Genomic DNA, 21,128 nt, shown 5'->3' with positions numbered 1-21,128 from the left:
TGGGGGGAATCCTCACGGCCGTGACGCTCGCGGCCCTGGCCGGATGGGCGGCGCCCGCCCCGGCCGGCGCGGGCGTCTCGTCCTCCACCGGGCGTGTCACCGCCGGTCAGCTCCCCGCCGATTCCCTCGCCGGCCCCTTCGCCGTCGATCCCCTCGCCGGCCCCTTCGCTGGCTCCCTCCTCGACTCCCTCGTGGATCCCCAGGCCGATCCCTTCGCCCCCGAGTCCCGGCCCCTGGCCGACCGGCTGGCCAGGGTGGCCGGCCTGGAAGGGCTCTCCATGGCCTCCGCCGTGCTCAGCCTCGCCGACGCCGGGGGGGTGGCGGCGGCCATCGGCTTCCCCGCCCTGCCCTTCGGCCCTCCCGGGCGTCCCGGCCTGGATCGGGTGGAGATGCTGCTGCCCACCCCGGACCTGCCGGGGCTTCCCGGCGCGCCGGCGACCCGCGCGGGCTTCACGGCCGGGGTGCCGTCGGTGCCGCGGCTGCGGGACGCGGCGGGAGCCCTGTCGACCGGCACGGTCCTGTCCCTGCCGGTGCCGTACCGGACCCCGCCGGAGATCGCGGTGGAGCCGGCGCCCCGCGTGATCGGGCCGCGCGTCCCGGTCAGGTCCGGTCCGGGGCAGGATTCGTCCCGTCCCGGCCCGAGAGCCGACCGCCCCGCCAGGCCCGCCCGCCCGGCTCCGCGGACGCCGTCCGCGACCACGCCTCCGCCCGCGCCCGCGCTGGTCCTGCCGTTCGGCTGAGACCCCGCGACGGGCACGATCCCCGACCGGTCGGCACGCGCCGCCCGCACGGCACGACCGACAGGCGTTACGGCCGGCGGACGGCATGACGGACGGACGGTACGGCCGCCGGACGGTATGACCGGCGGGCAGCACGGACCGCGGACGGCACCGCCCACGGCGGTGCGGACCGCGGACGTTGCGGACCGCAGACGTTGCGGACCGCGGTCAGCGCGACAGGTCGAGCAGCGCGTCCATCTCGTCCTCGGGAAGTCCGAGGTCCACCCGGATCAGGTAGCGCACGCGCAGGAGCGCCACCCGTTCCTCGCTGTCCGGGGCCGCCGCCACGGCGCCCTCGGTGGCCCAGACGTGGGCCTCGCGCGGGTCCCCGTAGGCGGCGAGCGTCTCGGCGACGGTCAGCGCGGTGGCCGGGGAGACCTCTCCGCGCTCCCGGATAGCCGCGATCACCTCCCGGGCCTCCTTGGGCCGTTCGAGCTCGAACAGCGTGTCGGCGATCCCGGCACGCGGATCGACGCCCGTGTCGCCCCCGTCGTCCACCGCCCGTTGGAAGCAGTCGAGAGCGCGGGCCGGCTGTCCGGCCTGCCGCCACGCCTCGGCGGCCAATATGAGAATGACCGCCCGCGGGACATCGCCGGACACGTAGGCCTCGACCAGGGCTTCCAGCCGCCGGGCGAGACTTTCGTGATCATCGGCAAGCAGTGCCCGCTCAAGAAGCCGATCAAGGTGCTCACGTGTCACATGCGCCACATCGCCGAGCGTACCGAGCGAGGCTCTGCTTCGTCCGCCCAATAACAGGTATCGGTTAAGCAACCACATGTCTGCAATTGGTGACGTCGCGCGTGTCGTCTGAGGGGGACGGGCATACCCGGGACGCCTCCCGCCGGCGGAGTGATGTCGTTCGAAGGAGCTGCGATGGGCGTTTCCCGGCAGATGACCTTCACTCTGGCGTGCATGACCGTCCTGTCCGTGGTGGTCCCCGGTTCCGCGGGATACCTCTCCGCGAGGCTGGACGCCGTCGACCGGGCGCATCACCGTCTCGCCTCCCTGGAGGAACGCCTCCGCGAGGAACAGCTCGCCCGGCAGGATCGGATGGTCGCGGCGGTGGCCGCCTCCAGGCTCTGCGAGGCGGAGCGCTCGGAACGGCGCGAGCCCGACCGGAAGACCCCGCGCACCGTGACCGTGCCCGCGCCCGCCGACGCCTTCGAGAAGGCGGTCCGGGCGGCCGAACGCGAGCGCAGGCGCAAGGCCCGGGAGCGGAGAGAGATCGCCGCGGTGTCGGAGACCGTCCAGGGCACGGTCGTCAGGAAGCCTCCGGAGGTCGTGGACCCGCTCGGCGGATCCCCGCCCAAGCCCCTGGCCGAGCCTCCCGACCGGATCTGGTCCTCCGGGCGTCCCCTCGGCTGAGACCCGCCGCACGGGGACTCCGGGCTCAGGACGGCGTCCGGTCCTCAGGGCGGCGTCCGGTCCCCCAGCGGCGGCGTCCGGTCCTCAGGGGGCGGCGTCGGCGAACTGGCGGCTCAGATAGCCCCGGATCAGCCGCTTGGCCTCCTGGACGATCTGCGGGGCGCCCTCGGGGTCGTGGCGGAAGGCCAGCTTCAGCACCGCGTCCCCCGCCTCGACCGCGACCATGATGGCGAGGTCGAACTCCTCGCTGTCGGCCAGGCCGTACTCCTGCAGGAGCAGTCCGCGCAGACGCCCGGCGATCACCGTGTTGTTGTCGGACACCCCGTCGAGCAGGTTGAGGTCGACCACGTCGCCGAAGTGCAGGGAGCGGAAACCGGGGACGGTGCGGTGCATCTCGACGTACTCGTCGATGATCGCGTCGACGGCGTCCCACCAGCCGGAGTAGTCCTCCGACAGGAAGCGCGTGCCGATGCGCGACATGAACCTTTCCACGTGGCGCCGGGTCACCGCCTGGGTGATGGCCTTCTTGTCCGGGAAGAACTGGTAGATCGAGCCGATCGCGACACCGGCGCGCTCGGCGATTCGCGTGGTGGACAGCGCCTCGTAGCCGATCTCGTCCAACAGGTCGGCGCACGCGTCGAGCATCCGCTCGACGCGTCGCGCGCTACGCCGCTGGGAGGGCTGGCGCCGCAGGGGAGCCTCACCGGACTCCTCGACAGGCAGGGTGGACACCCCACCATCTTGCCTGCCTATCCCCGCCAGGTCAGGCCCTCTGAATCAATCGGCGGATTTGCCCGGCTTGGCCGCCAGCCCCGTGCATCCGCGCAGCGCCTTCCAGTTCGTGAGGGCCTGCTGCCTGTTCGCGCCGGTGAGCGGGATCGGCACCCCGCCCTGGATCACGGCCGGGGTCCACTGGTCCTTGATCACTTTACGGCCGTCGATCGTCAGCGTGAGCACGCCGGTCCTGCCGGTGTCCGGTCCCCAGTTGTAGAAGACGAAGTTGCCCAGGCCGTAGTTGACGTAGGCGTTCCTCAGGTAACCGCCGCCGAGCAGGATGTGGGCGTGGCCGCCCACCACCACGTCGGCGCCGGCCGCCACCAGCTTGGGCGCCAGGCCGCGCTGCGCCTCGTTCGGGCACTTCTGCAGCTCGGTGCCCCAGTGCAGGTGCACGATGACGGTGTCGGAGGTACGGCGCGCCTTGCGCACCTCCTGGATGAGCCGCGCCTCGTTCTTGGCCGAGGCCAGACCGCCCTTGCTGCCGGAGGCCGTCCAGGAGGAGATGAACTCGGCGTCGAGCACCTGGGTCGCACCGATGATCGCCACCCGGTTGCCGTTGACGGTCGTCCGCCACGGCTTGTAGGCCTCGGCCTCGTTCTTGCCCACGCCCACGATCGGGAACTTCGAGCGCCTGACCGCGGCCAGGGAGTCGGCCAGGCCGCTCTGCATGTAGTCCATGCCGTGGTTGTTGGCCATGGACGCCACGTCCACCCCGGCCGCCTTCAGCGCGGTGAGCGCGCTGGCGGGGGCCCGGAAGGTGTACTGCTTGCCGGGCGCGGGGGTGCCGCCGGTGGTGATCGCGGTCTCCAGGTTCACCATCGCGAGGTCGGCCTTGCGCAGCACCTTCGCGATGGGGCCCAGCGCGGTGCGCGGATCGGCGTCCAGCCTGCTGCGCAGGACGCCCTCGAAGTGCACGTCGCCGCCGAAGGAGATGGTGAACGGCTTGCGCGCGGGGGCCGTGGGCTCGGCCGAGGTGGTCGGCTTCTCCACCACGTCCGGCACCGCCCCCGGGGTCGACGACTCCGCCGCGGTGCAGGCCGCGGCGAGCAGAACGGATGCGGCGGCGGCGGTGGCCACACCGAGGCGGCGCGTATAGGTGTCCATCGTTATCCGAGCATGCCACCTCGGCCGCGATGAGCGCGACGACTCGCCACGCGACAGGCCCCCGTGCCCGAAACCGGGGACGCTCGTTGACCTCGGCGTTCAGGCCGAGACGTCGCGTTCAGGCCGAGACGTCGTGTCCAGGCCCAGGACGCGACAGGCGGCCCGCACCCTCGCGGGGCGAGCCGTCTGCTGTCTCCCGCGGGCGCGCGGCGCGCTCCGCCGGGGGCGTCTTCTCGGGCCGGCCCCCGGGCGGCGGGCGTCGAAGCTGTCGAAAACGGGATGGGGAACGACGTCACATATCGAACTCGCCGTCCTTGACGCCTCCCACGAAGGCGTCCCATTCACCCGGTGTGAAGATCAGAACGGGACCCTGCTGGTTCTTGCTGTCCCGGACGCCCACTTTTCCATCAGAAAGGCGGGCGACCTCGACACACTGCCCGTTCGCGGCGCTGCGGGCGCTCTTCTTCCATGCGGCGCCCGCAATCTCGGCTTCATACATGTTGGTTATCTCCTTTAACGGGAAGCGCCTTCGATTCCCGCTGGGACGGCCACTCCACGATTGGGGGCTTTATCTCCAACGTTCTTCGACAGTTTTCTGAATGATCTCTCGTGACGCGTCGACGCCGAACGCCTCCGACTGCAGACGGTCGAAGGCGATCTCGTAGTCGTAGGCCATCTCCTCGTCCTCGACGAACCACGCGCTGTGGAGCGCCTCCAGGTACACCACGTCGTGGAACTCGGGGAACTTGAGATGGAAGAAGGAACCGGTGTTCACCGGGTGCTCCCTGTCCAGGGACAGGACCTGCACCCGGACGTTCGGCAGCCTGGACAGCTCGACCAACCGTTCGAGCTGGTCACGCATCACCGTCGCGCCGCCGAAACGGCGCAGCAACACCGACTCGTCCAGCACCACCCAGAGTCTGAGCGGGTCCACGCTCCTGAGAATGAGCTCCTGCCGGGCCATCCGTGCCTCGACCCGGCTGCGGAACTCCCCCGGAGGAATCCGGGTGATCGCCTGCGTGGAACGGATGACCTCGCGGGCGTAGTCCTCGGTTTGCAGGAGACCGGGCACGATCTGGGGTTCCCAGTTCAGCGCGGAGACGGCCTCCACCTCCAGCCCCAGCAGGGTCGTGTACTCCTGGGGCAGGGAGCCAGAATAGTCCTCCCACCACCCTCGCCGTGCCGCATCACGGTGAAGCTCGAGTAACTCCTGTTGCAGGACCGCGCCTACCTCATAAAGCTCGGCGAGGGCTTCGACGTCACTTCTTCGCGGCATGGTCTTGGCGTTCTCGATGCGACTGACCTTAGACGCCGACCATTTCAATCTCGTTGCGACGTCCTCACCGCTCAGGTCACGGCGTTCGCGCAACCGGCGCAACTGCTGCCCGAGCCTGAGCCGGCGAACGGTAGGACTCCCACGCTCGGGCACCGTCCGGACCCCTCTCACCGATATGAAGGTGTATCGCCAATGGACTCGTCAGGTCCTTCGATCAGAGACTCCCGGCTCATGGTACTGCAAGTTGCACGGGATACTGCGGCGACGTCACCGGTATTAGTACCTTGCAGCCCCCTATTAGCAGTCCAGCGAAAGGAGGTTGTCTATAGAACCTTCGCACCGGTCACGGGAGTCGGTCCCCTTGTTTTCCGGAGAACCGCGGCCCCCGGTCGCCTCTCGCGCCCGTCCCGCTCCGGGGACACCCCCTCCCCGCCCTCTACCGCCTCCCCCTCCCCTTCTATGCAACTTGCACGAGGGGTTGCACTCGAATTTTTCCGATATTTCCAGTGGAGGTATTGCAGCATTTGACATCGGGGAGGACCATCTGCTTACAGAGTCCCACCCGGGGGCACGAGGGCGGCGCGCAGCCGCCGGGACATCGAGGAGGCGCACCGCGGCGGAGACGGGAAGAGCAGCAGGCGACGGCTCACGGTCGCACACATCGCAAGGGGCCCGGAAAGGGCGAAGAACGCACCGGGCCGGCGGCCACCAGCCCGATTGCCACAAGAGCTCCGCATCGAAGCCACGAAAGGAGCCTCCCATGTGCCTCCACGCCATCAACGGGATTTCCGGATTCAAAACCTGGATCGCCCGTCTGATCGAGCACACCGACCGGGAACTGTGCATGGACCAGGATGAATGGGCCTACCGGCTCGGCTGGAGCGTCGAAAAGACGGGTTTCGGGGCCCGCCGCTATCGCAATCCCCTCTTCGACCTGCAGAAGGCGGAGCGGATATATGCCGAGAGCGTGAGCGAGAATGTCGCTGCATGATCACCGCGAAACCTCCCACCGGCCGCTGGACGTCCCCGGACCGCTCCAGCGGCCGACGTCTCTCCGGCGGTTCCGACGGCTGACTTCTCTCCGGTGGTTCCCGCGGCCGACGCCTGGCCGGCGGTCCCGGCGCCCGGCGTCTCCCGGGCGGTTCCACCGGCGGCGGACGGAGATCGCCCTGGCGGCGATCATCGGCGCCGCCACGATCCTGACGCTCGCCGCCGCCCTGCGCGGGGACGCCTGGTGGCCGTTCCTCGCCCTCACGAGCACGATCTGGGTTCCCGCCGCCACCGGCGGGACGGCCACGGCCTGCGCCCCCGGGTCTTCCTTTCCCCACCGGTACCGGGTAATGATGAGTCCATTCGTCGAACCCAGGAGTACCGATGAGAACCGCGCACCGGACCTGCCCCCTCTGCGAGGCCGTCTGCGGCCTGCGGCTCACGCTTGACGACACCGGGCACGTCACCTCGGTGAAGGGCGATCCCGACGACCCCTTCTCCCGGGGGTTCATCTGCCCCAAGGGGGCCAGCCTCGGCCGCCTCGACGAGGACCCCGACCGCCTGCGCGCCCCGATGGTCCGCACCGGACAGGCGTGGGCCGAGGTCTCCTGGGAGGAGGCCTTCCGCGTCGTCGAGCGGGGCCTCACCTCGGTGATCGAGACGCACGGCCGCCAGTCCCTGGCCGTCTACCTGGGCAACCCGAACGCGCACTCCATGGCCGGCGCCCTGTACGGCGCGCCGCTGATCCGGGCCCTGGGCACCCGCAACGTCTTCTCCGCCAGCACCGCCGACCAGATGCCCAAGCACGTCTCCTGCGGGCTGATGTTCGGCGACCCGCTCGCCATCCCCGTGCCCGACCTCGACCGCACCGACTATCTGCTGATGCTCGGCGCCAACCCGCTGGAGTCCAACGGCTCGCTGTGCACCGCGCCCGACTTCCCCGGCCGGCTGAAGGCGCTGCGCGCGCGGGGCGGCCGGTTCGTGGTCGTCGACCCCCGTCGCACCCGCACCGCCGCCCTGGCCGACGAGCACCTGTTCGTCCGGCCCGGCACCGACGCCTACCTGCTGTTCGGCATCGTCCACACGCTCTTCGCCGAGGATCTCACCTCGGCCGGCATCGAGGCCGAGGGCCTGGCTGAGATGCGGGAGCTGGCCGCGGAGTTCTCCCCCAAGGCCGTGGCCGAGCTGTGCGGGGTCCCCGCCGAGACCGTCGAGCGGCTGGCGCGCGAGCTGGCCGCGGCCCCCACGGCCGCCGTCTACGCCCGCATCGGCACCTGCACCGCCGAGTTCGGGACCGTCGCGCAGTGGCTGGTGGACGTGATCAACGTCCTGACCGGCAACCTCGACCGGCCCGGCGGCGTGATGTTCGCCAAGCCCGCGGTCGAGATCGGCCGCAGGCGCAAGCCGTACGCCACGGGCCGCTGGCACAGCCGCGTCCGCGGGCTGCCGGAGGCGAACGGGGAGCTGCCCGTGGCCACCCTCGCCGACGAGATCGAGACCCCCGGCGAGGGGCAGGTCAGGGCGCTGGTGACGGTGGCGGGCAACCCTGTGCTGTCGGCGCCGAACGGGACCCGGCTGGACCGGGCCTTCGGCGGCCTGGAGTTCATGGTCTGCGTCGACCCCTACCTCAACGAGACCACCCGGCACGCGGACGTGATCCTGCCGCCGCCCCCGGTGATGCGGACGCCGCACTACGACTTCGCGCTGCTGCCCTTCGCCGTGCGCAACTACACCAGGTTCTCCCCGCCGGTGCTGCCGCCGGAGCCGGACCGGCCCACCGAGGCGGAGATCCTCGCCCGGCTGACGATGATCGCCTCCGGCCAGGGGGCGCAGGCCGACCCGGCCCTGCTGGACGAGCTGATCATCGACCAGATGCTGCGCAGGGCCGTCGAGACCCCCGGCTCGCCCGTCGAGGGCCGGGACCCGGCCGAACTGCGCGCCGGCCTGCAGGGCGGCAACGGGGCGGAACAGCGCCTGGACGCCATGCTCAAGCTCGGACCCTACGGCCTGTCGTTGCAGGCGCTCCTGGACGCCCCGCACGGGATCGACCTCGGCCCGCTGCGACCGCGGCTGGCGGAGGTGCTGTGCACGGCCTCGGGCCGGGTGGAGCTGGCCCCGCCGCAGCTGGTCGAGGACGTCGTACGGCTGCGCGGGCGGCTGGCCGCGCCGCCCGCGGAGATGGTGCTGATCGGCCGGCGCCACCTGCGCTCCAACAACAGCTGGCTGCACAACGTGGGCCCGCTGGTCGGCGGGAGCAACCGGTGCACGCTGCAGATCAACCCGCAGGACGTGGCCCGGCTCGGGCTCGACGGGCACGCCGTGGTCCGCAGCGCCGCCGGGGAGCTGACCGTGCCGCTGGAGCCGACCGACGCGATCATGCCCGGGGTGGTGAGCCTGCCCCACGGCTGGGGCCACGCCGAGAGCACGCAACGGGTCGCGTCCGAGCACGCCGGAGTGAGTGTGAACACTCTGACGGACGAGTCGGAGATCGACGTTCCCTCGGGCAACGCCGTGTTCAACGGGGTTCCGGTCACGCTCGCTCCCGTCTGATCGCATGGCCGATCGGGAATCGGCCGCCCGCGCGGACTAGGCTTGCGCGGGTGACCACCCCTCCAGAACAGGATCGTCTGCAGTCCCAGCTCGCCTTCGCGATGGAGATCGACAAGCTCAGACGCATCGTCCGCCGAAACACCCTGATGGACGGATCCCGGCGGGAGAACGACGCCGAGCATTCGTGGTACGTGGGCATGCTGGCGATGGTTCTGGCCGAGCACGCGCCGCCCGGCACCGACATGGACAGGGTCGTCGCGATGCTGCTCGTCCACGACATCGTCGAGATCGACGCCGGTGACACGTTCATCTACGACAACTCGGCCGTCGAGGCCCAGCTCGGCATCGAGCGCAAGGCCGCCGACCGGATCTTCGGGCTGCTCCCCGACGACCAGGCCAAGCGGATGCGCGCGCTCTGGGACGAGTTCGAGGAGCGCAAGACCCCCGAGGCCCGCTTCGCCAAGGCCCTGGACCGGATCGCTCCGATCATGGCCAACCACCACAACGAGGGCGGCACCTGGTCGCTCTACAAGGTGACGGCCGAGCAGGTCCTGGAGAAGGTGAAGATCATAGAAGAGGGATCGCCGACGCTCGGGGCCTACGCCACCGAGATCATCGAACTCTCCATCAGCCGGGGACATCTGGCGCGTGCATAACGTGGTTCCCGGGTAGGTCCCTATTGCTTGAGAGGGGGCGATGGTGAAGGAAACAGTCAAAACGGGGCGCCGGAGCCTCAGACAACTGGTGCCTCCGATCGATCTCGCCGGACGGATCGAGAGGTCCTCCAGAACCGATCGCCCGATCCGGGCGCTCGCCAAGGCGGTGCGCCAGCGGATCGGGCCGGGGCCGCTGCGTGACCTGCTGCACGGGGTCCCGCTCGGCAAACCCCTTCACCCTCCGCTGGCCACCCTCACCGTGGGCTGCATGTTCACCACCGCGGTGCTCGACGTGGTCAAGGCCGACCCCCGCGCGACGCGGGCGGTGCTCCTGACCGGCCTGGGCGGCGCGATCCCGACCGCGGCGGCCGGGATCACCGACTGGTCCTCGCTGCACCGGGAGCAGCAGCGGGTCGGGCTCGTGCACGCGGCCGCCAACCTGGCCGCGGTCGGCCTCTACACCGCCTCGCTGGTGATGCGGCTGACCGGGCGGGAGCGCGCCGGGCGCGCGCTGTCGTTCGCGGGGCTGGCGGCGGCCGGCGCCGGCGGCTACCTGGGCGGCCACATGGCCTACCGGCAGGCGGCCGGGGCCAACCACGCCGAAGTGGTCACCCACCTGGTCCCGCTGGGCTGGCACGACCTGTGCGCCCTGAAGGACCTGCCCGACGGCCGTCCGGTGGCCCGGCGGCTGGGTTACATCGACCTGTTCGTGCTGCGGGTCGGCGAGACGGTGACGGTGCTCGCCGACCGCTGCTCGCACCTGGCCGGGCCGCTGCACCAGGGACGGCTGGTCGCCGAGAACGGGACCACCTGCGTGGTGTGCCCGTGGCACGGGACCACCTTCCGGCTGTCGGACGGCGCCGTCGTGCACGGGCCCGGGACCGCGCCGCAGCCGTCCTTCGACACGCGGATCCGCCGCGACGGCATCATCCAGGTGCGCCCCTCGCACACCTGACGGCCCGCGCGCCCGCCGGCACACGGACCGGCCGGGCGCGCCCCGGGTCAGTCGTCCGCGCCGTCGGCGTCGGCGGGATGTTCGACCAAGGCCAGGATCCGGCTCGACATGAACCGGGCGGTACGCACCGCCGTACCGCTCCGGGTGACCTCACTCACCTCGACGACGCCGCCACGCTGGTTGGCGACCTCCACCCGGCGACCCGCCTTGGTCGCCTCGACCTCGTACGTACGCGAGGTGCCTCCCGCGTCGATGATGATCTCTACCCTGTCGCCCTTCATGCCGGATTTATACCCATAATGTGTAGGTTTTATCCGTACACCAGTTTGATTATCGCGGCGACGCCGACGCAGACGATGAAGCCGCGCAGCACCGGGGCGGGCAGCCGGCGGCCCACCCTGGCGCCGAGGAAACCGCCGATCGTCGCGCCCGCCGCCACCAGCAGCACCGCGATCCAGTCCACCTCCGCGATCATGATGAACAGCACCGCCGCCGTCGCGTTGACCAGCAGGGACAGCACGTTCTTGGCGGCGTTCACCCGCTGCAGGTCGTCGTCGAGGAAGATCCCGAGCAACCCGATGAGCAGCACGCCCTGGGCCGCGCCGAAATAGCCGCCGTAGACGCCGGCCGCGAAGACGCCGAGCCAGAGCCAGGGGCCGCCGTGCGGGTGGGCGTGCTCGCGCCAGGCGTTCAGCCACCCGTTCAGCTTGGGCTGGAGCACCACCAGGACGCACGCCAGGCCGATCAGGATCGGCACGATCACGTTGAAGGTGGAGGCGGGCAGGAAGAGCAGGAGCACGCCGCCGATGAGGGAGCCGACGACCGATCCGGTCCCCAGCCGGAGCAGCCGCTCGCGCTGCCCCTTCAGCTCGGCGCGGTAGCCCAGCGCCCCGGTCAGCGACCCGGGCACCAGGCCGATGTTGTTGGAGACGTTGGCCACGATCGGCGGCAGCCCGACCGCCACCATCGTCGGAAACGTGATCAGCGATCCCGAGCCGACGACGGCGTTGATGCCCCCGGCCCCCACACCGGCCGCGAAGATCGCGACGGCCTCCCATGGCGTCATGCGCCCTCCTCACTCGTACGGCTCGCGCCCGTGAACGGTGCACGGCACTTCACCGCACCTTAGGAGGGGTGCACGGCCCGGCCGGTGGCGGGGTGTCCTTTCCCGGCAGGTCTCCGCCCCGGGTGTCCTCTCCCGGCAGCTCCCCGCCCGGGTGTCCTCTCGGGGGACGTCCCCGAGCTAGCCGTCCTTCCCGGGGACTTCGCGGCCGGAGACCTCCCTGCCGTGGGCGTCCCGGCCCGCGGTGTCGGGGCCGCCCGCGACCTCCGGGCCGGCGCCGTTGGCGCCGGAGGCCGGCACCACGCCGCCGCTCTCGCCCGTCATGTGCGAGAACAGGCCGCCCAGCCCTTCCAGGGCCTTACCCATCTCCGAGGGCACGATCCACACCTTGTTGGCGTCGCCCTTGGCGATCTGCGGCAGCGTCTGCAGGTACTGGTAGGCCAGCAGCTGCTGGTCGGGCTTGCCCTCGTGGATGGCCTTGAAGACCATGGCGATCGCGTCGGCCTCGCCCTTGGCCCGCATCGCCTTGGCCTCGGCATCGGCCTGCGCCTTGAGCACCGCGGCCTCCGCCTCGCCCCGCGCCTTGAGGACCACGGCCTGCTTCTGGCCCTCGGCCGTGAGGATGGCCGCCTGCTTCTGGCCCTCGGCGGCGAGCACGGCGGCCCGCTTGTCGCGGTCGGCGCGCATCTGCTTCTCCATCGAGTCCTGGATGGAGGCCGGGGGGTCGATCGCCTTGAGCTCGACCCGGTTGACCCTGATGCCCCACTTGCCGGTGGCCTCGTCGAGCACCCCGCGCAGCTCGGTGTTGATCTCCTCGCGGGAGGTGAGCGTGCGCTCCAGGTCCATGCCGCCGACCACGTTGCGCAGCGTGGTCACGGTGAGCTGCTCGACGCCGGTCAGGAAGTTGGCGATCTCGTAGGTGGCGGCCCGGGGGTCGACGACCTGGAAGTAGATCACGGTGTCGATGGAGACCACGAGGTTGTCGGAGGTGATGACCGGCTGCGGCGGGAACGACACGACCTGCTCGCGCAGGTCGATCGTGCCCTTGATCCGGTCGATGAAGGGCACGACCAGGTTCAGACCGGGCAGGAGCGTGCGGTGGTAACGGCCGAGCCTCTCCACGATCCCGGCCGTGGCCTGCGGGACGATCCGGATCGTCCGGATCAGCGCGAACGCCGCGATGGCCACCACGATGAGAGCGACGACAAGCGGTGGTTCCATACGGCCACTCCGGACGGTCGAATCAAGTGGATCTCTCGTCTCGGGAAGGATATTTCCTTTTACTTTTGTTTACCCCGGTCAAGCCATAACGACTCAGAACTGATGTGCCCGGGCATACCAGCGCCCGTCGGATCCCCGCTCCAGGCTGAGCGGGATGCCGAAGGTGTGCGCCAGGTTGTCGGCGGTCATCACGTGCTCGATCGGGCCCTGGGCGACCACGGAGCCGTGCCGCAGCAGCAGGGCGTGGGTGAACCCGACCGGCACCTCCTCCACGTGGTGGGTGACCAGCACCATCGTCGGGGCCTTGGGGTCGCCGGCGAACATCGCCAGGCGGCGCACCAGGTCCTCCCGGCCGCCGAGGTCGAGCCCGGCCGCGGGCTCGTCGAGCAGGAGCAGCTCGGGGTCCGGCATCAGCGCCCTGGCGATCTGCACCCGCTTGCGCTCGCCCTCCGACAGCGTGCCGAAGCGGCGCCGGATCAGGTGGGCGCACCCGAACTGGTCGATCAGCTCGACGGCCCGGGTGACGTCGTTGGAGTCGTACTCCTCCGTCCAGCGGCCGAGGATCGCGTAGGAGGCGGTGAGCACCAGGTCGATGACCTTCTCGTCCTGCGGGACCTTCTCGGCCAGCGCGGCGCTGGCGAGGCCGATCCGGGGCCGCAGGTCGAAGACGTCGGTCTGGCCGAGCCGCTCGCCCAGGATCTCCACCACGCCCTCTGAGGGGAACAGCATGGCCCCCACGACCTGCAGCAGCGTCGTCTTGCCCGCGCCGTTGGGGCCGATGACGACCCACCGTTCGTCCTCGTGGACGGTCCAGTCGATGTTCCGCAGCAGGGCCGCACCGTCTCTGCGGACGGTGACGTCCTGCAACCGAAGCACCTGACCGCCCATGCCCCAACGCCTCCTTGAGAATCGCTCGAACAAAACCTATTGCAGTGCGAGGACATATCGTGGACCGGTGCACCCTGATTCACCGATCTCGGCCACACTCGTCTGCTGGGGCAACGCATGGCTCACCGGCCGGGCCGGTCTCGACGAGGCCGCCGACCGCGTGGAACGCCAGGGCGGGCCCCAGCTCGCCGCCGGTCCCGACGGGGACGTCCCGCTGCGGAGCCTCCTGGCCGACCTGCGCGTCGAGGGCATGACGTCGCTGCGCCTGGCGCTCCCCGTCGCCGGCGACCCGCTCGGGCTCACCGGACCGCCCCCCTTCAACGCCGCGGCCATCGAGGCCGGACAGGCGGCGGTCGCCGTGCTTCCCGGCAGGTGCCTCGGGCTGGTCCCGGTGCGGGACCGCCGCGGATCATCGTACGCCGGAGTGCGCTGGGAGATGTTCGACGCCGCCGCCAACGTTCCGGACGTGCCCTCCCTGGCCGAGGCCGAGCGCGATCTGACCCTCACCATGCACGCGGCGACCGACGCCCTGCGCGGCGTGGAGGGGCCCGCCCAGGGCCACCGGCCGGTGCGGGCCGACAGCGACGGCCTGGCCCCCGGCTATCCCGCCCGCGCCCACCGGGTCGCCGCCCTGGCCGCCCGGCTGGCGGCGGTGATCCGCATGGCCGACGACCGCGGCCTGACCTCGGGCCAGGTCGCCGTCAGGAGCCAGGCCCTGCGCGACCTCGACCGCGCCGTACGGCGGGCCCGGGTGGCCGCCCACCACGCCATCACCGAACTCGTCTGAGCCCGGCTCCCGGGTTGACGCCGGGCCCGGGTCCGGCGCCGTGCGGCGGTTCAGGCCAGGCCGTGCCGTACGGCGTACAGCGCGGCCTGGGTCCTGTCCTGGACCCCGAGCTTCATCAGGACGTTGGAGACGTGGGTCTTGACCGTCTTCTCCGCCACCGCCAGGTCCCGGGCGATCTCGCGGTTGGACCGGCCCGAGGCGATCAGGGTGAGCACCTCGCGCTCGCGGTCGGTCAGCGGCGCCACCGGCTCGGCCGCCCCCGCGGAGGCCGGTCCCGCGGCGGCCGGTCCCGGGACGGGAGCGGCGAGCACGGCCTCGGCGGCCTCGGCGGCCAGCAGGACCTGGCCCTCGTGGACCGCGCGGATGGCCCGCACGAGCGCCATGGGCTCGACGTCCTTGTAGAGGAACCCGGCGGCCCCGGCCCGCATGGCCGGGGCCACGTCGCCCCGGTCGCTGACCGAGGTCAGCACCAGCACGCGCGGCGACGGTCCTCGCTCCGCCAGCCGTTCCAGCGTCCCCAGGCCGTCCAGGACCGGCATCTTCAGGTCGAGCAGCAGCACGTCGGGGGAGAGCGACTCCGTCAGGGCCAGCGCCTCGGTCCCGTCGGCCGCCTCGCCCACCACCTCCAGGTCGTCCTGGAGGTCCAGGAACGTGCGCAGCCCCTGCCGGACGACCGGATGGTCGTCGGCGATCAGCACCCGGATCATCCCGGCCCCCTCCTCCGCGCTCACACGGGCACCTCCATCCTGACCACCGTGCCCCGGCCCGGCTCCGAGGTCACCCGCACGCTCCCGCCCAGAGCCTGGGCCCGGTCGTTCATCGAGGCGATGCCCAGTCCCCGCCCCGAGGCGGCGGCGACGTCGAAGCCGGTCCCGTCGTCGCGCACCTCCAGCACGACCCAACCGTCCTCGCAGCCGAGCCGTACGGCCACCGCCCCGGCCCCGGCGTGCCGGGAGGCGTTGTGCAGCGCCTCCTGGGCCACCCGCAGCAGGGCCGTCTCGGCCGCCGGCCCGAGCGCGCACACCGGGTTCTCCTCGAAGGTGAACGACGCCGGGTGGATGCGGTCCAGCAGGCGGACCTGCTTGCGGAGGGTCTCGGCCAGGCCGTGCCGGTCGAGCTCCGCCGGGCGCAGCTCCACGATCACCGCGCGGAGCTCGGCCAGGGCCTCCCCGGCCAGCCGTCCCACGCGCTCCAGCTCCTCCACCGCCCGGCAGGGGTCCCGGGCCACCAGCGCGACCGCCGCCTGGGCGGTCAGGCGCAGGGAGAACAGCTTCTGGGTGACCGCGTCGTGCAGTTCCCGCGCCATCCGGGTGCGTTCCTCGACCAGCGCGAGCTCCCGGCCGCTCTCGTACAGGCGCGCGTTGGCGAGGGCGATCGCGGCGTGCGCGGCGAACATGGTCAGCAGCCGCTGGTCGGCCTCGGTGAACCCGCCCGGGGTCCGCTTGTTGGACAGGAAGATGATGCCCAGCACCTGGTCGCCGTCGCGGATCGGCACCCCGAGGAAGTCCTTGAGCACCGGATGGGCCCGCGGCCAGTACTCGAAGCGGGGGTCCCTGCGGATGTCGGCCAGCCGGACCGGCTCCCCCTCGCGCAACATCGCCCCGAGCATGCCGTGCTGGCGCGGGGTCGGGCCGATGGCCTCCCACTCCTCGTCGGAGATGCCCTCGGCGACGAACTCGGCGAACGCCCCCTCCTCGTCCGGCACCCCGAGCGCGGCGTAGCGGGCGTCCAGCAGCTGCCCCGCCGAGCGGACGATGACCTGGAGCACCTCGCGGACCGACAGGTGCCGGGTCACCGCGAGCACGGCGGAGCTGACCGCGTTGAGGAGGCCGTCGCGGTCCTCCCCCGCGGGACGACCGGGGTCCTCGCCTGCAGAGCTCACGGAGCAAACTCTAGGCAACCGGGCCGCCCGCCGGACCCGGCCATCGGTCCTAGGCCGATGGGCCGGGCCCCGGCCGGTCCCGCGGCCGATGCGCGCGCGGGGCCCGCTTCCTAGCGTCGGAGGCATGACGAAGACGGCACTCATCACCGGCGCCTCCCGCGGCCTCGGCCTGGCACTGGCCCGCGCCCTCGCCGCCGACGGCTGGCGGCTGCTCCTGACCGCCCGCGGCGCCGACGCGCTCAAACCCGTCGCCGACGAGCTCGGCGCCCTCGCTCTGGCCGGCGACGTGGCCGACCCGGTCCACCGGGACCGGCTGGCGCGCGCCGTACACGATCGGGGCGGATTGGACCTGCTGGTCAACAACGCCTCCGGGCTGGGCGCGGTACCGCTGCCGCCGCTGGCCTCCTATCCCCTGGACGTCCTGGAGTCGTTGTTCAGGACCAACGTGTTGGCCCCGCTGGCGCTGATCCAGGCGACCCTGCCGGGGCTGCGGGAACGGCGCGGCGCGGTCGTCAACATCTCCTCCGACGCCGCCGTGGGCGCCTACGAGGGCTGGGGCGGGTACGGCGCGACCAAGGCCGCCCTGGACCAGCTGTCCAACGTGCTGGCCGCCGAGGAACCCGACGTGGCGGTCTGGTGGGTGGACCCCGGCGAGATGAACACGGTCATGCTCGCCGACGCGGTCGGCGCCGGGGAGGCGGCGGCCGCCCCCGGCCCCGAGACGGTCGTCCCGACGCTGCTGCGCCTGATCGCGACCCGCCCGGCCAGCGGCAGGGTGAGCCGCGCATGAGCGCCGGAACGTGGAGCGGGCTCGCGGCGGACGTCATGACCGAGGACTTCACGCTCCCCGGCGAGCTGGAGGCACGCGAGCCGCCGGAGGCGCGGGGGCCCTCCCGCGACGCGGTCCGGCTGCTGGTCTCCCACGGCGGGACCGGAGAGGTCGGTCATCACGCCTTCACCGAGCTGCCCGGCCTGCTGCGCCCCGGCGACCTGCTGGTGGTCAACAACTCCGCCACGCTGCCCGCCGCGGTCCGCCTGGACCGGCTGGCGGTGCACTTCTCGACCGAGCTGGAGGACGGCACGTGGCTGGTCGAGCTGCGCCGCCGTACGGCCTCGGCCACCGAGCCCTTCACCGGGGGCGCCGGCGGCGAGTGGCTGCCGCTGCCCGGCGGGGCGACCCTGCGACTGCTGGAGCGCCGCACCCCGCGCCTGTGGCGGGCCCGGCTCGACCGCCCGGTCCCCGCCTATCTGGGCAGGAACGGCGTGCCGATCCGCTACTCCTACGTGGAGCGGGACTGGCCGCTGGAGGCCTACCAGACCGTGTTCGGGGTGGTGCCGGGCAGCGCGGAGATGCCCAGCGCCGGGCGGCCGTTCACCTCCGATCTGGTGACGGCGCTGGTGTCGCGCGGGATCGGCGTCACACCGATCACGCTGCACACGGGCGTGGCGTCCCCGGAGAAGGACGAGCCGCCCTACCCGGAGCGCTTCGAGGTCCCCGAGACCACCGCACGGCAGGTCGCCCTCACCCGCGAGGCGGGCGGGCGGGTGATCGCGGTGGGCACGACCGTGGTGCGGGCGCTGGAGACGGCCGCGCTCCCGGACGGCGGGGCCGTACCGGAACCGGGCGGTGCGGCGGGGCCGCTCCCGGGCGGCGGGACGGAGGCGCTCCCCGGCGGCGGGACGGGAGCGCCGGAAGGGGCTGTGCCGACCGGCGGGATCAGGGCCGCGCGCGGCTGGACCTCCCACGTCATCACGCCCTCGGCCGGGGTCCGGGTGGTGGACGGGCTGATCACCGGGCTGCACGAGCCACGCTCCAGCCACCTGCTGATGCTGTCCGCGATCACCGGCGGGGAGCTGCTGTCCCGGTCCTACGCGGAGGCGCTGCGCGAGGGGTACCTCTGGCACGAGTTCGGCGATCTCCACCTGATCCTGCGCTGACCGCGGGGAGGCATCCCGCGGCCGACAGGTCCCCATCGTCACCCTTCTCCCTTTTGCCACTTTTGTAAGTCACCCGCAAGGGATCTCCAAGTGGGCTCTCCCATGATGATCACAGCAACCGAGATCCACTGGAGTGTGAACATGCGCCGGCACCTGACCGCCTTCGCCACCGTCGCCATGGCGGGAAGCTTGCTGCTCGCCCCCCAGGCCGCGAACGCCGCGACCGCGAACCTCACCCCGGCCACGGCGGCCTCCGCCCAGCAGGCGCCGCCGCTGTCGCCGCTGAAGCTGACGGCCTACTACCCGCACCGGGCCTACGCGGGCGGCACGATCACCTACACGCTCAAGGTCAAGAACGTCGGCGACCTGGCCACCGACCTCGCCTACATCGGCGGCTACGCCCCCAAGCAGGCCCGCAAGGTCCAGATCACCGGCCCGTCCGGCTCCTACTGCGAGGCCGACGGCCGCGAGGTCGCCTGCCTGTTCGACCGGGTCAAGCCGGGCAAGAGCGTCACCGTCAAGGTCAAGGTCTGGCTCCGGGGCGGCGCGAGCGGCACCGCGACGGCCGAGTTCGCCACCGCCTCCATCGACGTCCCCGCGGGCGGCCTGGAGACCCTGAACATCGACAACCTCGACACCGGCGTCGACCTGAAGTACGTGAAGGTCAAGACGCGCATCCTGCGGTAGTCACGGGCGGCGGCCCCGCGATGTGCGGGCATCCTCATATGCACGGGGCCGCCGGACCCGGCAGGATCCTGTCCATGACAGCTGCGGCCGAACTCAGGATCATCCTGGCCGAGGACCACTATCTGGTGCGCGAGGGCACCCGCCGGCTCCTGGAGTCGTCCGGGGAGATCCAGGTGGTGGCCGCCGTGGGCACCGCGGACGAGCTGCTCGACGCCGCCAGGCGGCTGGGGCCCGACGTCGTGGTGACCGACATCCGCATGCCGGGCTCGGCCGACCTGGTGCGTCCCGGCATGGAGGGCATCGACGCCGCCCACCTCATCCGGGCCGCCTCGCGGGACATCGGGGTCGTCGTCCTGTCGCAGTTCTCCGACGCGATGTTCGCGCTCGACCTGTTCAGGGACGGCACCGAGGGGCGGGCCTATCTCCTGAAGGACCGGGTCGGCGACCTCGACGAGCTGCTCGGCGCGATCCGCTCCGTGGCGGCGGGCGGATCGGTGATCGATCCCAAGGTCGTGGAGGGACTGCTGGCCAAGCGGGGCGTCAGCGACAGGCCACCGCCGGCCGACCTGACGCCCCGGGAGCTCGACGTGCTCCGCGAGATGGCCCACGGCCTGTCCAACGGGGGCATCGCCCGGGCCCTGCACCTGTCGGTCTCCGCGATCGAGAAGCACGTGAACTCCATCTTCATGAAGCTGGCCCTGGAGAACAGCCCCGACACCCACCGCCGGGTGGCCGCCGTCATCGCCTACCTCGGCTCGGCCTAGGAGACCTCGGCCCGGGGATGGCGCCGACGGCGGGGTCAGCTCCAGGCGACCGGGAGCCTGGTGGGGCCGGTGACCGCGTGGTCGGCCTTGTAGGCGATGCAGCCGGCGGGCACGGCCAGCCGCAGGCCGGGGACGTTCCGGACGAGCGTGTCGATCGCGATCACTATCTCCTCGTGGCCGAGGTGCCGGCCGACGCAGCGGTGGGGGCCCCACCCGAACGTCAACGGCTGCCTGGTGAACCGGCGGGCGAAGTCCATGCGGTACGGGTCGGGGAACACCGTCCGGTCGTAGCCGGCGGCGTCGTGGCTGGGGATGGCGATGTCGCCCTTCCGGAGCCGGGCTCCGCCGGGAAGGACGATGTCCCGGGTGACGTAGCGGGGCATGCTGTCGGCCGCGCTGTTGGAGTACATGCGCTCCAGTTCGGTGACGGCGCCGGGGACCGCCTCGGGGTGGTCGGCGAGATAGGCGTAGGCGGTCTCGTGGCCCTCGTACGGGCGGGTCAGCAGCTGGTAGACGAACGCGGCCGTGGAGGAGGCGGTGGTCTCCCACCCTCCGACGATCAGTGAGATCGGCAGCATCACCTCCCGGGCCTCGGGCAGGTCCGCCGCGGCGATCTGCGACAGCAGGTCGTCGGCCGGCCGCTCGCGCCGTTGCTCCAGCATCTCGCCGAGATAGCCGATCATCGAGAACAGCGCCCGCTGCGCCTCGGCGGGGTCGTCGTGGCCGGTGCCGAGGAAGGGCCGGCTCCACTGGACGAACTTCGCGCGCTCCTGTGGAGGCACGCCCAATATGTCCGAGATGGTGCCCATCGCCACGGGCAGCGCGAACGCCGTCAGCAGGTCCGCCGGTTCGCCCTGCTCCCGCATGAGGGTGAGCTGCGCTTCGGTGCGCCGCCGGATGCCGTCGGTGAGCGTGGCGACGTGCCGCGGGCCGAAGGTCTTCTTGATCGGCTCGCGCAGCCGTCTGTGGTCCTCACCGTCCAGGCCGAGGAGGGTGTCGCCCAGGCCCTCGACGGGGTCGGCGCCGGCGGCCACGGCCCGGCTGCGGGAGAACACCGGGTTGCGGGACACCTCCACGACGTCCGCGTAGCGGGTGACGAGCCAGGCCTCGATGTCCCTGCCGGCGAGTTCCACCCTGGCGGCACCGGTGGCGCTTTCGTCGCGGATGCGGTGGTACTCGCCGTTGAGCTCCGGGCCGGGCCGGTTGACGCCGTCGCCGTCCCGGTCGAACGGGTGGATCGGACAGGTGCCGCTGCCGGTCATCGGAGGGTTCCTTTCCGAGTCGCTTTATCTGCATATGTCCAGTGAGGCTCACTTTCCCAATCTGCTAGGAAATCAAATAAATTGCTGAATTTGCAGAGAATGGCTGATGTGCTTCATGCGCCGTGCCGGCCGGAGGCGGGGGGCACCCGCCTCCGACCGGCGCATGAAGCACATCGGTCAGCCG

Annotated in this window: 23 protein-coding genes; 11 read left to right on the top strand and 12 right to left on the bottom strand. The window is 71.7% G+C overall.

The genetic code is table 11. The annotated features are described in order from the left end of the window. Positions 1-20 precede the first annotated feature (20 nt). Complete coding sequence (locus Pta02_RS20885) at positions 21-740, top strand: hypothetical protein (protein ID WP_203876573.1); 720 nt, start codon at positions 21-23, stop codon at positions 738-740. A 207-nt stretch (positions 741-947) separates the two neighbouring features. On the opposite strand, the gene Pta02_RS20880 is transcribed toward Pta02_RS20885, so the two are convergent. Beyond that, positions 948-1,487: a tetratricopeptide repeat protein gene (locus tag Pta02_RS20880; RefSeq protein ID WP_203876572.1), complete on the bottom strand. Its 540-nt coding sequence runs from the start codon at positions 1,485-1,487 to the stop codon at positions 948-950. A gap of 165 nt (positions 1,488-1,652) precedes the next feature. Between Pta02_RS20880 and Pta02_RS20875 the strand changes: the two genes are divergently transcribed. Then, positions 1,653-2,144: a hypothetical protein gene (locus tag Pta02_RS20875; RefSeq protein ID WP_203876571.1), complete on the top strand. Its 492-nt coding sequence runs from the start codon at positions 1,653-1,655 to the stop codon at positions 2,142-2,144. Between the two features lie 84 nt (positions 2,145-2,228). Here Pta02_RS20875 and Pta02_RS20870 read toward each other — a convergent pair whose 3' ends face one another. The 4 genes from Pta02_RS20870 to Pta02_RS20855 form a co-directional block, all read right to left on the bottom strand. After that, the gene (locus Pta02_RS20870; RefSeq protein ID WP_203876570.1) at positions 2,229-2,876 is read right to left on the bottom strand and encodes a TetR/AcrR family transcriptional regulator; all 648 of its coding nucleotides are present in this window, start codon (positions 2,874-2,876) and stop codon (positions 2,229-2,231) included. Between the two features lie 45 nt (positions 2,877-2,921). Next, positions 2,922-4,025, bottom strand: coding sequence for a CapA family protein (locus Pta02_RS20865; protein ID WP_203876569.1), 1,104 nt, complete (start codon positions 4,023-4,025; stop codon positions 2,922-2,924). 292 nt (positions 4,026-4,317) lie between these two features. Next, positions 4,318-4,524 carry a DUF397 domain-containing protein gene (locus Pta02_RS20860; RefSeq protein WP_203876568.1) on the bottom strand — a complete coding sequence of 69 codons (207 nt, stop codon included), beginning with the start codon at positions 4,522-4,524 and terminating at the stop codon, positions 4,318-4,320. A gap of 69 nt (positions 4,525-4,593) precedes the next feature. After that, positions 4,594-5,454 (bottom strand): helix-turn-helix domain-containing protein, encoded by an 861-nt coding sequence (locus Pta02_RS20855; protein ID WP_203876567.1) that lies wholly within the window; start codon positions 5,452-5,454, stop codon positions 4,594-4,596. A 607-nt stretch (positions 5,455-6,061) separates the two neighbouring features. Here Pta02_RS20855 and Pta02_RS20850 point away from each other — a divergent pair. The 4 genes from Pta02_RS20850 to Pta02_RS20835 all read left to right on the top strand — a co-directional run bounded on the left by Pta02_RS20850 (position 6,062) and on the right by Pta02_RS20835 (position 10,452). Continuing rightward, positions 6,062-6,292, top strand: coding sequence for a hypothetical protein (locus Pta02_RS20850; RefSeq protein ID WP_203876566.1), 231 nt, complete (start codon positions 6,062-6,064; stop codon positions 6,290-6,292). A 383-nt stretch (positions 6,293-6,675) separates the two neighbouring features. Then, the gene (locus tag Pta02_RS20845; protein WP_203876565.1) at positions 6,676-8,841 is read left to right on the top strand and encodes a molybdopterin-dependent oxidoreductase; all 2,166 of its coding nucleotides are present in this window, start codon (positions 6,676-6,678) and stop codon (positions 8,839-8,841) included. A gap of 101 nt (positions 8,842-8,942) precedes the next feature. After that, a complete protein-coding gene (locus tag Pta02_RS20840; RefSeq protein ID WP_239131130.1) occupies positions 8,943-9,497 on the top strand; it encodes an HD domain-containing protein in 555 nt (184 codons plus the stop codon). A gap of 88 nt (positions 9,498-9,585) precedes the next feature. Then, entirely contained in the window at positions 9,586-10,452 is an 867-nt protein-coding gene (locus Pta02_RS20835; RefSeq protein ID WP_307837484.1) for a Rieske (2Fe-2S) protein, read from the top strand. Between the two features lie 47 nt (positions 10,453-10,499). On the opposite strand, the gene Pta02_RS20830 is transcribed toward Pta02_RS20835, so the two are convergent. From Pta02_RS20830 to Pta02_RS20815, 4 genes are all read right to left on the bottom strand, one after another. Then, entirely contained in the window at positions 10,500-10,733 is a 234-nt protein-coding gene (locus Pta02_RS20830) for a DUF8836 family protein (protein WP_203876562.1), read from the bottom strand. A 29-nt stretch (positions 10,734-10,762) separates the two neighbouring features. Beyond that, complete coding sequence (locus Pta02_RS20825; RefSeq protein ID WP_203876561.1) at positions 10,763-11,518, bottom strand: sulfite exporter TauE/SafE family protein; 756 nt, start codon at positions 11,516-11,518, stop codon at positions 10,763-10,765. Between the two features lie 177 nt (positions 11,519-11,695). After that, a complete protein-coding gene (locus tag Pta02_RS20820; protein WP_203876560.1) occupies positions 11,696-12,736 on the bottom strand; it encodes an SPFH domain-containing protein in 1,041 nt (346 codons plus the stop codon). Positions 12,737-12,829: 93 nt separating this feature from the next. Continuing rightward, complete coding sequence (locus Pta02_RS20815; protein ID WP_203876559.1) at positions 12,830-13,624, bottom strand: ABC transporter ATP-binding protein; 795 nt, start codon at positions 13,622-13,624, stop codon at positions 12,830-12,832. A 67-nt stretch (positions 13,625-13,691) separates the two neighbouring features. Between Pta02_RS20815 and Pta02_RS20810 the strand changes: the two genes are divergently transcribed. Further along, positions 13,692-14,411: an Rv1486c family protein gene (locus Pta02_RS20810; RefSeq protein ID WP_203876558.1), complete on the top strand. Its 720-nt coding sequence runs from the start codon at positions 13,692-13,694 to the stop codon at positions 14,409-14,411. A gap of 50 nt (positions 14,412-14,461) precedes the next feature. Here Pta02_RS20810 and Pta02_RS20805 read toward each other — a convergent pair whose 3' ends face one another. Then, positions 14,462-15,118: a response regulator gene (locus Pta02_RS20805; protein WP_203876715.1), complete on the bottom strand. Its 657-nt coding sequence runs from the start codon at positions 15,116-15,118 to the stop codon at positions 14,462-14,464. A 20-nt stretch (positions 15,119-15,138) separates the two neighbouring features. Beyond that, positions 15,139-16,293 carry a GAF domain-containing sensor histidine kinase gene (locus Pta02_RS20800; RefSeq protein WP_203876557.1) on the bottom strand — a complete coding sequence of 385 codons (1,155 nt, stop codon included), beginning with the start codon at positions 16,291-16,293 and terminating at the stop codon, positions 15,139-15,141. 124 nt (positions 16,294-16,417) lie between these two features. Between Pta02_RS20800 and Pta02_RS20795 the strand changes: the two genes are divergently transcribed. The 4 genes from Pta02_RS20795 (at position 16,418) to Pta02_RS20780 (ending at position 19,682) form a co-directional block, all read left to right on the top strand. Further along, positions 16,418-17,083, top strand: a complete 666-nt coding sequence (locus Pta02_RS20795) for an SDR family NAD(P)-dependent oxidoreductase (RefSeq protein ID WP_203876556.1) — start codon at positions 16,418-16,420, stop codon at positions 17,081-17,083. Next, a complete protein-coding gene (locus Pta02_RS20790) occupies positions 17,080-18,231 on the top strand; it encodes an S-adenosylmethionine:tRNA ribosyltransferase-isomerase (protein ID WP_239131109.1) in 1,152 nt (383 codons plus the stop codon). Before Pta02_RS20795 ends, Pta02_RS20790 begins: the two co-directional genes overlap by 4 nt. A gap of 102 nt (positions 18,232-18,333) precedes the next feature. Further along, a complete protein-coding gene (locus Pta02_RS20785) occupies positions 18,334-18,918 on the top strand; it encodes a hypothetical protein (protein WP_203876555.1) in 585 nt (194 codons plus the stop codon). A gap of 74 nt (positions 18,919-18,992) precedes the next feature. Next, a complete protein-coding gene (locus tag Pta02_RS20780) occupies positions 18,993-19,682 on the top strand; it encodes a response regulator transcription factor (protein ID WP_203876554.1) in 690 nt (229 codons plus the stop codon). 35 nt (positions 19,683-19,717) lie between these two features. Here Pta02_RS20780 and Pta02_RS20775 read toward each other — a convergent pair whose 3' ends face one another. Then, complete coding sequence (locus Pta02_RS20775; RefSeq protein WP_203876553.1) at positions 19,718-20,944, bottom strand: cytochrome P450; 1,227 nt, start codon at positions 20,942-20,944, stop codon at positions 19,718-19,720. Between the last annotated feature and the right edge of the window lie 184 nt (positions 20,945-21,128).

It is taken from the genome of Paraplanobispora takensis, assembly GCF_016863195.1.
In the GTDB taxonomy this organism is placed as follows: domain Bacteria; phylum Actinomycetota; class Actinomycetes; order Streptosporangiales; family Streptosporangiaceae; genus Planobispora; species Planobispora takensis.
This window is presented reverse-complemented; position numbering and strand designations above follow the sequence as displayed.